This is a genomic window from Allocoleopsis sp. (assembly GCF_036703385.1).
Classification (GTDB): Bacteria; Cyanobacteriota; Cyanobacteriia; order Cyanobacteriales; family Coleofasciculaceae; genus Allocoleopsis.
Map to the genome: position 1 here is coordinate 1 of NZ_DATNPA010000473.1, position 13,432 is coordinate 13,432.

Genomic DNA, 13,432 nt, shown 5'->3' on the forward strand with positions numbered 1-13,432 from the left:
CGATCGCAACAGCTAAAACGAGCAACAAAAAGGTTACCACCACTAGCGCCGCCCCATAACCAAAGTCTAGGTAACGCATCACCGTACCGTATATATAGATAGAAACTGTTTCCGTCGCACCTCCAGGCCCACCACCTGTCATCACCTGAATTAAGTCGAAAATCCCGAAAGCCTGTGCAAATCGGAACAACAGGGCAATTACAATCTGGGGCATCAACAGCGGTAAGGTAATTTTCCGAAAACTCTGCCACGGACTTGCCCCATCAATCGCATGAGCTTCGTACAGATCAGTAGAAATCGATTGCAATCCAGCCAGCAAAAGGATGGCGATAAACGGTGTTGTTTTCCAAACATCAGCTAAAATCACAGCAATCATGGCTAGGATTGGATCGCCCAGCCAAGTAATCCCCTGAGTAATCACTCCCAAGCGTCGTAGGATATCGTTGACAACGCCGAATTGGTCGTTAAAAATCCAACCCCAAGCCAGTCCCATTAAGGCGGTTGGCAAAGCCCAAGGAATCAGAGTAATAGTTCGGACAATCCCACGTCCTCGAAAGGATTGATTCAAAACAAGAGCAATACCCATCCCTAGCACTAATTCCAGCAAAACTGAGGCAGTGGTAAAGAGGCTGGTATTCCACATGCTTCGCCAGAAGCGCCCGTCGCCCACCATTCGTCCATAGTTATACAAGCCGGAAAACTCTGTTTTCAGCTGGGTGCCCAGATTTTGAGTGAATAAACTTAACCAAAAAGCCCGTCCGATGGGATAAGCAAATACCAGGAATAGCAGGATGATGGCTGGTAATACTAGGAACCAGCCAGTCCGCTGCTCTCGTTCTCGCATTACATCTGTTATCGGTGCAGTAGTCATTCGATTTTGGATTTTGGATTTTGGATTTTGGATTTTGGGTTGTCCCCACGACTGTTAGCGCAAGCGGGCGCTCCAAAGGAGCGACAAGTCGGGGGCTTGAGACCTTTTGAGTTTTTGGCTATCTGAAGTTATAAAGTATGAACAGTGAAAGGATGAAAATTAGGAGCGAATCGCTACATTAGGTGCAGACCGTGGGTGTTGAGAAGTTCGAGCTGGTTTCAAGCTGCCCATTAAGTTTCGAGTTTCCTGCGCGGCTGCCTGCATCGCATCTTTTGAATTCATACCGCCAGTAAAAGCTGCACTCAGATAGCGCTGCAAAATATCTGAAGCTTGAGCATATTGGGCAATGGGAGGACGTAAAACGGATTGTTGAACGGCTTCTAGAAGTTGCGGAAAATGAGGGTATTTAGCAACAATTTCCGGGTCTTTAAACAGGGATTTGTAGGCAGAAATCTCCCCACTTCCTAAAACATACCGGCGCATCGTCTCCTTACTACTCAGGTACTGCATGAGTCGCCACGCTTCCTCTGGATGTTTTGTGGTTGCAGACATTCCTAAACCCCATCCACCTAAGCAGGAACCTCCCTGTTGTCCCGCCCCTTGAAGCATTACTTTGATGCCAATTTTGCCCTTAACTTTTGAGTCTTCCTGATTGGCAAGTTTCCACACATAAGGCCAGTTGCGTAAGAACACCGAACCACCATTTTGAAATAACATGCGGGTTTCTTCTTCACCGTAGGTACTGACACCGGAAGGAGAAATGCCTTTGTTAATGGTGTCGCGCAGAAACTCAACCGCCTGAATTGCCTGAGGTTGGTCGAGACCGACTTCTAGTGTGTCTGGGTTAACCCAGAAGCCTCCGAAGCCTCCGAGTACCTCAACAAACATCGCCGATACACCCTCGTACTGCTTGCCTTGCCAGAGGTATCCCCAAGTCGCCCCTTGCTTACCTTGCAACTGTTGAGATAGAGCAACCATTTGCTGAAATGTTTCAGGAGGTTGAGCTCCAGCTTGTTCCAGTAAGTCTTTGCGGTAGTAAAGCACCCCAGCATCCGAGTTGGTCGGAACCCGATAGAGTTTGCCTTGGTAGCGCCCGCCTTCGACGTTACTCTCTATCATTTCTGCGATTTGTTCAGGAGGCAGTCGATCATCAAGAGGTTTTAGCCAACCCGCCGCCGCAAACTTGGGTACCCAGACAATATCCATGTTGAGAATATCGTAGGGTGAGTCTCCTAGCAAGAAGGCTGAGGTAAGGAGATTTTCTTGGAGGTTGGTATCAAAAGGGCCTTCGACAACATTAATACGAATGTCTGGGTTTTTGTCTTGGAATTCTTGAAAAAAAGGTTTCCAATTGGAAAGAACTTGACCCTGTGCCATTATTGTAATGGTAACGGGTTGCTGGGTCAGGGCAGGCCTTACCCAGACCTGAAATAGTAGACTTAAAACCATCAGGATTCCCACCAGGCTGGAAATTCCTAATTTTTTTAGGGGTCTTTTAAGATGTTTCTTGAGACTATCTAATGCTTTAATATTTCTCATCCTTATTTAAGGAACGTTATACGAATCTGTTGCTTTAGTCATTTATTGAATATGGGCTGCGTTCTAGTGTGAGCGCTTGCACCAATTTATCCTTATATAGCGTCTTTATGACGTCTTACTCAAGCTATTTTCAAAACGCAAACAAATTCAATCTAACTTCAGGTTAATCAATAATATAATGACAAATTGTAAAGATACCCAAATAGCGCATCTATCCAAGGAGATAAATAACAGATAAAGCCTTGATGCCGAGAAAAACAAGATCAGGCTGCCGCACAGAAAGTGATTGAATGAATAACTGACACTCCACTATCCTATGCAGGGAATAGTTCCCAGACATTTTTTATTTGAAAGTTTCTTCTCAACTGATAAGCTAAAAAGTTTTCTAAAAGACTAGTATTTCCAGACAACTATTCTGTCTTAAGAAAGATTTATCCAACCCTACCTCTCAAGAAGGAAGGTTGAATATGAATACCTTGTTACATTGCAATTGATGTAATTCGTTGATAAATCTTTATGCCAGACGTTGAAAATACAATCCTTAATGCAAAAGACAAGCTTCCGAACGTTACGCCTACTCCGCCAAGCCAGCAAATGCCGCAATCGAGCGCTCAAGCTCTGAAACAGCGTCTCGAATGGGGCGAAGTAGCGTTTACAATTCTAGATGTACGCGATCGCGCCGCCTTCAATGCATCTCGAATCATGGGCGCAATGACAATGCCGATGGAAGAGATTCCTCAGAGGGCATTAGATAGCCTTGAGCCTCGGCGCGAGATCTACGTTTACGGTGACAGCGACGAACAATCGGCTCAAGCTGCTAGCCAACTGCGCGGAGCTGGGTTTGGAAATGTATCAGAGCTAAAAGGCGGACTCGCGGCTTGGAAAGCGATTGGTGGGCCTACAGAAGGTAATGCCGAGACAGGCTACGATGCCAGCAGCGCTGAATACAATGTTAAAGCTCGGTTAGACAAGCACGCACAAGTTACCTCAAAAAACGTATAAACGTTTGACGGACACTTTAAGGAAATGCAGTTCCTTAATCAGGTTCACATCATAAGATACGCAAGATAACAGTAAAAGCGGGGCAATCTTTTGAGATTGCCCCGCTTTTTTTAGCGTCAGAAGTTACTCATAGCCCCCTTTTTCAGAGGACTTGAGGGAATTGATTATTTTTTTGAAGAAAACTGGACATCGAAAAAATTCTTGCCAAACTGGTAATATTTCCAACCCTCACCTTGTCGGAGATTCGGCAGTGAAATGTGAAATTCGCTACAAACCTGCTTTTGCCGCTATTTTTGTGACGCTCAATCCCGGTGAGAGCATCACCGCTGAGGCAGGAGCAATGACCAGTATGGATGCTCAGTTGTCGATGAAAACTCAGTTTTCCGGAGGATTGTTTTCAGGACTACTCAAAAACTTTTTTGGGGGAGAATCCTTATTTGTCAACACCTTTACCAACAACACACAACGACCACTCAGTTTAGTTCTGACTCAATCGACCATTGGTGACATTGCTCGGATTGATTTGAGAGACCGTGAGATTTGTTGTCAACCAGGAGCGTACATCGCCCATACACCAGGAGTAAAGATGGGCGTGCGGTGGGCGGGTTTTAAAAGCTGGATATCGGGAGAAGGGCTATTTAAGCTGAAGTTGAGCGGTCAAGGCTATGTGTTCTTTGGTGCCTATGGTGGGCTTACCGAAAAACGCATCAACGGTGAATTTATCGTTGACTCCGGTCATTTAGTGGCCTACGAACCAGGAATTCGCATGAAAATTGGGTTGGCTGGTGGATTGATTGGCTCTATGACCTCAGGAGAAGGATTAGTTAATCGGCTATCGGGTCAAGGAATCATTTATCTCCAGTCTCGCAGCATTGATGGCTTAGTCAAATATCTGAGTTCCAAACTCCGCTAGTTGTTTGTTGAAGGTTGAAGGTTGAAGGTTATAACTTTTAATCTTCAACCCTTTCATTTTTAACGTTCAGCCCTTAACCCTTTGATGAATGATTCTTGCAATTAAAAGGTTTTGACCCGATGGAAGTTGAGATTTTGCATCAACCGGATAGTGCTATTGCTCATGTCGTTCTCAATGCTGGTGAAGAATTAGTCGCAGAAGCAGGCAGGATGATTGCCATGAGCGGTTATATCAATGCCAGTACCACCTTACGTCAAGGCAAAGGGGGAGGTATCTTCGGCGGACTGAAACGGTTGGTTGCTGGAGAGTCCCTTTTCTTAAGCGTCTTTCGTTCTCCTACGCCCGGAGGTGAGGTATTTCTGGCTCCCAGACTCATGGGCGATATCTTGCTCTATCAAATGACCAGTACTGGCTTAGTTGTGCAAGCTACATCTTACCTTGGCAGTGCTTCTGATGTTGATATTGACGTGGGATTTCAAGGTTTCAAATCCTTCTTTTCAGGGGAATCTATCTTTTGGTTAGACCTAAGTGGTTCCGGGCCTGTAATTCTGACTTCCTTTGGTGCCATTTATGAAGTACCCGTGAATGGTGAATACATTGTTGACACGGGACATATTGTTGCTTTTGAAAAAAGTTTGACCTTTGAAATCAAGAAAGCAGGTTCTAGCTGGATTGGTGCTTTCTTAGGTGGGGAAGGACTCGTTTGCCGATTTAAAGGACAAGGGAAGTTATTCTGTCAAACTCATAATCCCGGTGCTTTTGGGATGGAAGTTGGCTCTCGGCTACCTGCAAAAAGTTGAAGGTTAAAGGTTTGAAGGTTGAATGTGGATGCCTCGGAACTTGCAACTTGCACCCCTGTAGAAAAAGGCGATAATCATGAATGAAATTGCTTACAAAATTGAGCATTCTCCCTCTTATGCTTCCCTACGAATCGATTTAAAAGCCAACCAAACTGTGTTGGTGGAATCGGGTGCAATGGCGGCGATGGACCCCTGGATCAAAATGAAATCTAAGGTAAGAGGAGGCTTGATGAAGGGGATTGGTCGAATGCTGGGTGGGGAGTCGCTGTTTATGAGCGAGTTTACGGCTGAAGGAAAACCAGGGCAGTTATATGTTTCACCGGGGGTTCCGGGAGATGTCCAGCATTACCACCTCAATGGCAATGCCTTGATGGTGCAATCTTCGGGGTTTGTTGCTGCCAGTCCTACTGTTGAAATTGATACTAAATTTCAGGGTTTCAAAGGCTTCTTTAGTGGGGAATCTTTGTTTCTGATTCGGGCAACGGGTATGGGTGATATTTGGTTCAGTTCTTATGGGGCGATTATCGAAATTCCGGTTGCAGGTGATTATGTAGTAGACACGGGCTATATTGTGGCGTTTGAAGATACATTGAACTACAATGTCGAGATGTTAGGCGGTTTGTCGTTTAGAGGGCTGAGAACTGGGATTTTAGGGGGCGAGGGATTGGTGTGTCGCTTTAGCGGTCAAGGACGACTGTGGATTCAGTCTCGCGAACTGTTTGCTCTAATTAATTTCTTAAATCCTTTTCGTCCTACTAAGAGTAATAATTAACTCAAATTTTGTTTCATGTCTTCTGACTCACCGCAGGCATCAATTAATCGCAACCCTCCCCCTAGTAACCGTCAACTTCTCATCTTATTGGGGCTGTTTGTTGGCTTTATTATGGGTGTGATTTGGCTGTTGAATCTGCTCATTAATGGTGTGATTTGGCTCATTCCTCCAAGTGTGGAACAACAGTTGGGGGCTTTAATCGTTCCAGCGTTTGAGCAGCAAGCGAAGCCTTCGCCTGCTCAAGATACTCTAAACCAAATGTTGGCGCGACTGGAAGCGCAACTGCCTGCTGAAGGGCAAAAGCGAGATTACCGGGTGTTGTATGTGCCAAACTCCACCGTAAATGCGATCGCACTACCGGGTGATGCGATCATCATGTATGGGGGTTTGGTGAAACAGGCCCAGTCGGAAAATGAGTTGATGATGGTATTGGGGCATGAGTTGGGTCATTTTGCTCATCGCGACCATTTGCGGGGTGTGGGGCGAGCACTACTGATGCCCATCGTCCTTGCCACGTTTCTGGGTGATTCTAGCGGGTTACAATCAGCCGCCGCTTCCGGTGTAGCAGCCATCACGCGATCGCAATTTTCCCAGTCTCAAGAGCGCGAGGCGGATGAGTATGGCTTGATTTTGTTGCAAAAAACCTATGGACATGTCGCTGGAGCCACAGACTTTTTTGCAAGGATGAGTCAGCAAAAAGGGGCCGACTTGGCGTTTTTATCCACTCATCCTGCGCCAGGTAAACGGGTGAAAGAGTTGCAGCGTCTGATTAAGGAACACAATTATCCCGTAAAAGAGCGATCGCCTCTGGCAAAAACCCTTGAGATTGAGAGTAAGTAGTTGAGCATGAACGGCATATATCAGAACCCATGAAAATTCTTATTCCTTCTGCCTTCCGTCTTCTGTCTTCTGTCTTCCGTCTTCTACCTTCTGCCGTCTGTCCTGTGCCCTCTGCCTTATTTTCAAGTCAGCCATTTGAGTCAGGCTTTTACGATAGCTGCAACAACTGTGCCAATTTTTGCCCATGAAGTTCCAGCCAAATCTTCTCTATCCCAGGTAAAGTAAAGGGTGACTACCATTTGTGGTAGCACTTTGGGGTGAAAAGCCGCACACGGGTAAGAGTCTTGAGGCGAATGATACTGATATAACTAAAGTTTGTAGTAGCAGGAAGCGTACTTTCAAGCGCCAAGAGCGACTACCAGCACCCTAAGTCAGTGCCATTTGGCTGAAAGCCGATGTCCGTCATAAGTGCTGCCTGTGTCCGCACCTTCTGATGACTGTTTAGATTGGGGAATGAGGTGGTACTGATGGAGCTAGAAATTGCTCGCACTCGTTGCAAAGAGCGTTTGGTTTGGGCGATCACACAGTTAGAGGGAAACGTTGATCAAGCTCAAATTGAGAAGATCACTGAGTTGATTATCCAAACCATGACTGGCCCTTGGCGCTATTTTCATACGACTGAACACATTTTTGAGGTCGGTGGGTCAGTTGATGCCATTGAGGTCTTGGCTGCATTGTTTCACGACATCGTCTACGTGCAAGTCGATCATGGCATGAATCTCAATATTAGTCGTTACTTAGCACCTTTTATCCTAGAGGATAAAGGCAAGCTGATTATCGAAAAGGTCGCAACATTGCCGAAAGACCTGATGTTTGAAATTGTAGCGGCAGTCTTTGGGTTGGTTCCTGGTGAAACCCTTTCTCCCTTCAAGGGACAAAACGAATTCTTAAGCGCAGTCATTGCTGCCAAAGCGTTAGAGCCTTTGTTATTACCCAGCCTCATTGCTCAGATTGCCGCTTGTATTGAAGCGACGATTCCCTTCCGTGGCCTATCTCCATCCGGTTTAAGTCCCAGTGAGAGGCTCTACGAGCGATTGATACAAGCAAATCATCAGTATAACTTTGGCTGGGATGAAGAGGAAACCATTGCGATCGTGAAACGTTCCGTGCGTTTAGTCAACCGAGATGTGGAGAATTTTGCCTTTCCCAATTCTGCCGATTTTTTAGACAATACTTGGAACCTCATGCCTGAAACCAACCATGAGCTGAGTAATGCTGATTCCTACACAGTGCAGGGATACCGCCGCTCCCTACACAAAATGGAAGAATTTATGAATTACCTCAAACCCGAATTGGTGTTTCAGCAGTTTATGGGGGAACCCGATGACCCCACCTACCGTATACTAATTTCTCGAACGCAAAAGAACTTGGAAGTAGCGAGACTTTATTTAGCCATCAAAATTATTACCATCGCTATCTTAGAAGCAATCAGCTATCGCTTGGGACGGAATATTCCTTTGTCTACACTGATGGGAGAATTACCTAGGCCAGGAACCAGTACACCAACCTTGGCTCAATTTCTTCCCGAGCTTCTCATTACTCTAAAACCTGAAACGACGTTAGAGTCGGAGGTTTTAGCGCTGTTAATTCAAGGACGAAATCAGGAGTCAGTTTACGATCTGAAAAATTCGCCCGTTGCCACATACATCATCCAATCCATCGGATTTGCTTCAGTTGGACACCTGCTTAATCAAGCCAAAGCTTTCTTTTCCGGAGCCATCTCGTCAACCGATTTTCTTCGCGAACTCAAATCTGAGGTACTCATCAAAATAATCAACGCCGTCGAGCAAGTTTTTGCCAATCGGATCGAAGCTTTGCGGGAATTGAGTCAAGAAACCACCTTCAGCAAGACTAAACGCCACTAACCTTATTATCAGTTAATGACAATATCGAGTTCTGAGACGCCAAATCGTAGAGCTTTGATACAGCGCTCTATATAGAGCCGAGTCACCTTATCATGCTCATTTCGTTGCAAAACGTCCTGGAAAACTTTTTGCGCCTCAGCAAAGTTTTTTTCAACATAAAGAGCCACTCCCCGTTCAAACTCATCACGGGTTTGCCTCTTGAGATGAATTATCTGTTCGGAGTTGGCCTGATAAACTTCAAACACATCCACGGGTTGGCTTTTGCCTTTCACCTTGACTCGCCCGAGAAACCTGTAACTGTACTTTTGGGGGTCATCCAAACAATAGAGCGTTTGTTCGCTCACTAGAATATCGACGCCATAAATCTTTGTCAAACCTTCCAAACGAGACGCTAGATTGACGGCATCTGCAATTACCGTGCCTTCCATTCGTTCTGGTTCTCCCACTGTACCGAGCATTAAACTGCCTGTATGCAAACCAATACCGATCGCGATCGGTTCATCACTCTTCTCTTGGCGATACACATTATACAAAGAAACTTGCTTTTGCATCTCTATTGCCGCCTGCACCGCATCATCGGCGGATTGGGGAAACAGCGCCATCACGGCATCACCAATATACTTATCAATAAAGCCGTGATACTTACGAATAACGGGACTAACTCGGCTGAGATAAGCATTGAGAAAGTTAAAATTTTCTTTCGGCGACATCTTCTCGGATAAATTGGTAAACGAACGAATATCTGCAAAAAGGACGGTCATCTCTTTCTGCACTTGGTCGCCTAATTGAACATCAATGATGCTCTCTCGCTCCAGAAATTGCAAAAACTCATGAGGCACGAAACGCCCATAAGCTTCATTAATTTTTGCTAATCGAATATGGGTTTTAATTCGAGCCAGCAATTCATTTTTTGAAACCGGCTTAGTCAAATAATCATTTGCGCCGGAACTAAATCCTTCCACCAAATCTGATACTTGATTTTTTGCCGTCAACAAAACGACAGGTAATTCATTAGCTGGGAAGCGTTCGCGGATTTTTTGACAGAGTTCATACCCCGTCATTTTAGGCATCATGATATCCAACAAGATGATATCGGGTTTGAAACCCTGATCGATTATCGCTAATGCCTCCATGCCGTTGCCGGCTTGAGTAATCGCATAATTTTGTAGAGAAAGATGGTTGACGAGAACCTGAAGATTTACAGGTTCATCATCCACAATTAAGATTTGAAAACCTCCGATTGTAGGTGCTAATTCTTCCTGCTCTAGCAAGGCAGCATCTGGAGTTTCTCTGACAACAGAAAACTCTTGAACTTTCGACACTTGTTCTGGCGGTCTACTTTCTACCTTACTCTTGGATAGGGGTAAAGTGAAGGTAACTCGTGACCCAAATCCTTGCGTAGACTCTATCCAAATTCTACCCTTATGTAACTGTACCAGTTGCTTGGTAACAGCCAAACCTAAACCCGCTCCCCCGTATTCTCTAGCAATTGAACCATCGGCTTGTTCAAAGGATTCAAAAACTCGATCTAGCTTATCCGCTGGAATACCAATTCCTGTATCTGCTACCGTAATTTCTAATTCACTATTAACAGGAATTGCCGTAACTTCAACAGTTCCGCTTGGAGTAAATTTAATAGCGTTGCCAACTAGATTGTACAGAATCTGTTGCAATCGGTTTTCATCGGCGTCTACAGCGGGAAGCTCTCGATCAATTTTATTAATTAATTGCAGCTTTTTTTTGCCCACAAGCGGCTGGGAAAGCATTAATACAACATTGGTAATTTCTCGCATTCCCACAGCTTGAATTTTTAATTCAATATTTTTGTGTTTTAATTGAGAAAAATCGAGCAGGTCGTTAACCAGCTGAGATAGGCGTTTTCCACTGGATACAATTAAAGAAAGATTAAATATCGTTTTTTGAGACAACTTTCCGGTGGCACCGTCAATTAATGACTCAGCAATTCCGATAATACCATTCAAAGGAGTTTTAAGTTCATGAGACGTATTGGCTAAAAACTCATCCTTAAGCTGATTAACTTTCTGTAATTCTGCATTATTTTTCTCTAGTTCTACAGCATAAGCTTGTAATCTTTTGCGAGCTTCATCGAATCTACGCTCTAGAATGAATCCTAAACATAGAATAAAAATTAGCGTACCCCAAGGATAAATTTTATGATACCAGTTTACAGGCTCAAAAATATAAATCAAAACATCATGAATAACACAAAATGTAAGGCTGCAAAAGCCACTTACAAACAACTTATAATCCCAGCTTGTTTTTCGAGACGTTTTGATTGAGATGATCAATAAAATCAAGGAACTTGACAGCAACAAGATTTGAGCCGGAAAAACTGTCGAACTCCAAGAAACCCATTGGGTTACTAATAAAAATAAAGCTATAACTGCATAAAGTAAATGAATTTGACCTAACCGCTGAATTATTTTTTTGTAACCTGAGCCAAACATGCTTTCAAAAAAGTTACAAGCACTAACAGGCATCAGATAAAAAGAAAGGTAATGGGTATAATCCAATAAAAGGTGATTTCGGATAAATAAAGTAATTAAATCCGAACGAGCAAGGGTGTATAAAGCAATTAGGATTGCCAAACCTCCAAAGGATAAGTATGAACTTTTTTCTTGCCTATTCGCGGAAAGCAAAATTGCAATACAACCTAATAATGCAAAAAAAGTTCCTAAAATAGCATCAGATTCTTGCTGGAGCAATCGTTTTATCAAGTCTATCTGAGACCCAATCGTAACCCGATCAAATAAGCCGATATAGATAGAAGAAGACTTGCCCGCATCAACTTTAAAAAGTAGAGGTTTGTCTTGAAAACCTGGCTCAAGAGAAACAATAGGCCATTGGTAATTTGCAAACTGAGCTTGACCTGAAGCGGTTAGTGAATATTGGCTATAAATCCACTGATTCTGAAGATAAGCGTCTAAAATGTAGGGGATTGAGCGTAGATAAACTGATGGAGATGTCCATTGTCCCTTTGCTAAGGGAACACGTAACCAGAGAATTTTTGCTCCCCGTGGCCTGTTGAGTTTTTTAGGGAACCGAAACGATTCCCAGCCAGGGCTTGAAATTGGTTCTTTCGTCCAAACAGGAATACCCGCGTCATCCAGCGGAGAGTTGCCCCAGCGATATTGCCAGCCTTGTGTGAGTTCTACAGGAGATGTAGTTGTTTGGGCTTTTTCCTGGCTTCGTGCTGGCGTAAATGGCAGGATATTCAGCAAAATCAGCATGAAAGCGCTTAAACACCAGGCAATGCGGGTTCGAGTCCAACTAACTAAAAGCTTCATGTTTGGGATTTCCTAGGGTGTTATCCACAAGGCGTCCTCCGTCAGCTGTCCCCTAATGCGTTTGTATGAATGGGATTGGCGCATTTCACCCCTTAGGGGCAGTGAGGGGGTAAGGGGGGGCACTCTTCGTAAGTCCTGAAATAATCTTAGTTGCTCAGTTGGAGAGATGAGGAAAGCCGTAGCTCAAGGGGTTCGCGTTATTGTGTTTCAAATAGTGGCGAATAAGTCAAGGTTTCTCCATAAAATTTGAAATTTAAAAATTTTATTGCTACATTGCAGAAGATGCCACGAAATATGGTATCAGTTCGTTACTACGTTATTTGATATGAGTTCTGTATCCCGACCCCTGCAAGCACAGTCCCTTGTGTACGATCTGAAGGCGCGGTTGGACTGGGGGGAACCAGCATTAACGATTATTGATGTGCGCGATCGCACAGAATTCAACATCAGTCACATTATGGGCGCTGTACCCATGCCGCTCAATGAATCCGCAGACCGAGTTTTGAGCAAACTGGAACTGGGTCGCGATATTTATGTTTACGGCGCAACGGATGAAGAGACGGTGATTGGCGCGACTCGATTGCGTGAGGCTGGATATCGGAATGTCTCTGAAATCAGAGGAGGTCTGGCAGCTTGGAAAGCTGTTGGCTATCCGGTGGAGCCGATGTCATCCCTGAACATATTGTAAGAGGGTTGAAGATTAGAAGGTTGAAGATTAGAAGGTTGAAGATTAGAAGCTTATAAGAACATTTCTAGTTTGGGGCTGCTTTTAGACCAGCCCGGAGGTTCAGGACTTGCTTGCTCATTAGAAGAGCATGTCTTAGGGCTACTGAAATCCCCGACTTCAGCGTAAGCAAGTCGGGGAAGTTTAATGTTCAAAAATATCTTTGTAGAGTAGCAAGTCTAAACTTACGATTACTGGCAAAGCTTGGAAACACTGTTGAGCCAGTTCCCAACGTTCTTCTCGTTGGAGCATGTCGATGAGTTTTTGCTGTGCGCTCAGTAAGTAGCGAACATCATTAGCCGCATAGCGCAATTGTTCATCTGAGAGGTTGGCGGCATTACCCCAGTCAGAACTTTGAGCTGTTTTATCGAGTTCTACCTGTTCTAGTTCTAAGACCAACTCCTTGAGCCCGTGACGGTTAGTATAGGTGCGGGCTAGCTTGCTGGCAATTTTTGTGCAAAACACTGGCGTGACTTGGATGCCTAGATGCTGTTGTAGGGTGGCAAGATCGAAACGAGCAAAGTGAAAAACTTTAAGGACGTTAGCAGCTTCTAGTAACTGTTTGAGGTTGGGGGCGTCGGTTTGTCCTTTAGCAATGCGAATAACCGTAACTCTGCCTTTTGGGTCACACAGCTGGACGAGACACAAGCGATCGCGCTGGTAAATGAGTCCCATTGTTTCTGTATCAACGGCGAGGGCCTCTGCTCTCTGATACTCTCGACACAGGGCATCGGTCAGGTCGCGATCGCAAAATCCATTCCTTATCGCAAAGCTGGGGAAAATGTTGCTTACAATATG

The 13,432-nt window shown here is 44.6% G+C and carries 11 protein-coding genes; 7 read left to right on the forward strand and 4 right to left on the reverse strand.

Annotated features, from left to right (window positions below):
- Nucleotides 1-871: sugar ABC transporter permease (locus tag V6C93_RS23050; RefSeq protein WP_333479013.1), on the reverse strand; the 871-nt coding region annotated here is incomplete at its 3' end.
- A gap of 159 nt (nt 872-1,030) precedes the next feature.
- Nucleotides 1,031-2,410, reverse strand: coding sequence for an ABC transporter substrate-binding protein (locus tag V6C93_RS23055; RefSeq protein WP_333479014.1), 1,380 nt, complete (start codon nt 2,408-2,410; stop codon nt 1,031-1,033).
- A 516-nt stretch (nt 2,411-2,926) separates the two neighbouring features.
- Between V6C93_RS23055 and V6C93_RS23060 the strand changes: the two genes are divergently transcribed.
- The 6 genes from V6C93_RS23060 to V6C93_RS23085 all read left to right on the forward strand — a co-directional run bounded on the left by V6C93_RS23060 (nt 2,927) and on the right by V6C93_RS23085 (nt 8,602).
- Complete coding sequence (locus V6C93_RS23060) at nt 2,927-3,412, forward strand: rhodanese-like domain-containing protein (protein ID WP_333479015.1); 486 nt, start codon at nt 2,927-2,929, stop codon at nt 3,410-3,412.
- Between the two features lie 250 nt (nt 3,413-3,662).
- Nucleotides 3,663-4,325, forward strand: coding sequence for a TIGR00266 family protein (locus V6C93_RS23065; RefSeq protein WP_333479016.1), 663 nt, complete (start codon nt 3,663-3,665; stop codon nt 4,323-4,325).
- A 119-nt stretch (nt 4,326-4,444) separates the two neighbouring features.
- Nucleotides 4,445-5,125 (forward strand): TIGR00266 family protein, encoded by a 681-nt coding sequence (locus V6C93_RS23070; protein WP_333479017.1) that lies wholly within the window; start codon nt 4,445-4,447, stop codon nt 5,123-5,125.
- A gap of 76 nt (nt 5,126-5,201) precedes the next feature.
- Nucleotides 5,202-5,897 (forward strand): TIGR00266 family protein, encoded by a 696-nt coding sequence (locus tag V6C93_RS23075; protein ID WP_333479018.1) that lies wholly within the window; start codon nt 5,202-5,204, stop codon nt 5,895-5,897.
- Between the two features lie 15 nt (nt 5,898-5,912).
- The gene (locus V6C93_RS23080; protein ID WP_333479019.1) at nt 5,913-6,737 is read left to right on the forward strand and encodes a M48 family metallopeptidase; all 825 of its coding nucleotides are present in this window, start codon (nt 5,913-5,915) and stop codon (nt 6,735-6,737) included.
- A 467-nt stretch (nt 6,738-7,204) separates the two neighbouring features.
- Nucleotides 7,205-8,602 carry a hypothetical protein gene (locus tag V6C93_RS23085; protein WP_333479020.1) on the forward strand — a complete coding sequence of 466 codons (1,398 nt, stop codon included), beginning with the start codon at nt 7,205-7,207 and terminating at the stop codon, nt 8,600-8,602.
- A gap of 8 nt (nt 8,603-8,610) precedes the next feature.
- Here V6C93_RS23085 and V6C93_RS23090 read toward each other — a convergent pair whose 3' ends face one another.
- A complete protein-coding gene (locus V6C93_RS23090) occupies nt 8,611-11,910 on the reverse strand; it encodes an ATP-binding protein (RefSeq protein WP_333479021.1) in 3,300 nt (1,099 codons plus the stop codon).
- A gap of 325 nt (nt 11,911-12,235) precedes the next feature.
- Between V6C93_RS23090 and V6C93_RS23095 the strand changes: the two genes are divergently transcribed.
- Nucleotides 12,236-12,598, forward strand: coding sequence for a rhodanese-like domain-containing protein (locus V6C93_RS23095; protein ID WP_333479022.1), 363 nt, complete (start codon nt 12,236-12,238; stop codon nt 12,596-12,598).
- A 180-nt stretch (nt 12,599-12,778) separates the two neighbouring features.
- Here the strand turns inward: V6C93_RS23095 and V6C93_RS23100 are convergent, their stop codons facing one another.
- Nucleotides 12,779-13,429 (reverse strand): ribonuclease D, encoded by a 651-nt coding sequence (locus V6C93_RS23100; RefSeq protein ID WP_333479023.1) that lies wholly within the window; start codon nt 13,427-13,429, stop codon nt 12,779-12,781.
- Nucleotides 13,430-13,432: the final 3 nt, after the last annotated feature.

What these genes read in the sequence shown, in the direction of transcription:
- V6C93_RS23070 (WP_333479017.1), top strand. Translation starts at nt 4,445, where the DNA reads ATGGAAGTTGAGATTTTGCATCAACCGGATAGTGCTATTGCTCATGTC.
- V6C93_RS23075 (WP_333479018.1), top strand. Translation starts at nt 5,202, where the DNA reads ATGAATGAAATTGCTTACAAAATTGAGCATTCTCCCTCTTATGCTTCC.
- V6C93_RS23090 (WP_333479021.1), bottom strand. Translation starts at nt 11,910, where the DNA reads ATGAAGCTTTTAGTTAGTTGGACTCGAACCCGCATTGCCTGGTGTTTA.
- V6C93_RS23095 (WP_333479022.1), top strand. Translation starts at nt 12,236, where the DNA reads ATGAGTTCTGTATCCCGACCCCTGCAAGCACAGTCCCTTGTGTACGAT.
- V6C93_RS23060 (WP_333479015.1), top strand. Translation starts at nt 2,927, where the DNA reads ATGCCAGACGTTGAAAATACAATCCTTAATGCAAAAGACAAGCTTCCG.
- V6C93_RS23080 (WP_333479019.1), top strand. Translation starts at nt 5,913, where the DNA reads ATGTCTTCTGACTCACCGCAGGCATCAATTAATCGCAACCCTCCCCCT.
- V6C93_RS23055 (WP_333479014.1), bottom strand. Translation starts at nt 2,410, where the DNA reads ATGAGAAATATTAAAGCATTAGATAGTCTCAAGAAACATCTTAAAAGA.
- V6C93_RS23085 (WP_333479020.1), top strand. Translation starts at nt 7,205, where the DNA reads ATGGAGCTAGAAATTGCTCGCACTCGTTGCAAAGAGCGTTTGGTTTGG.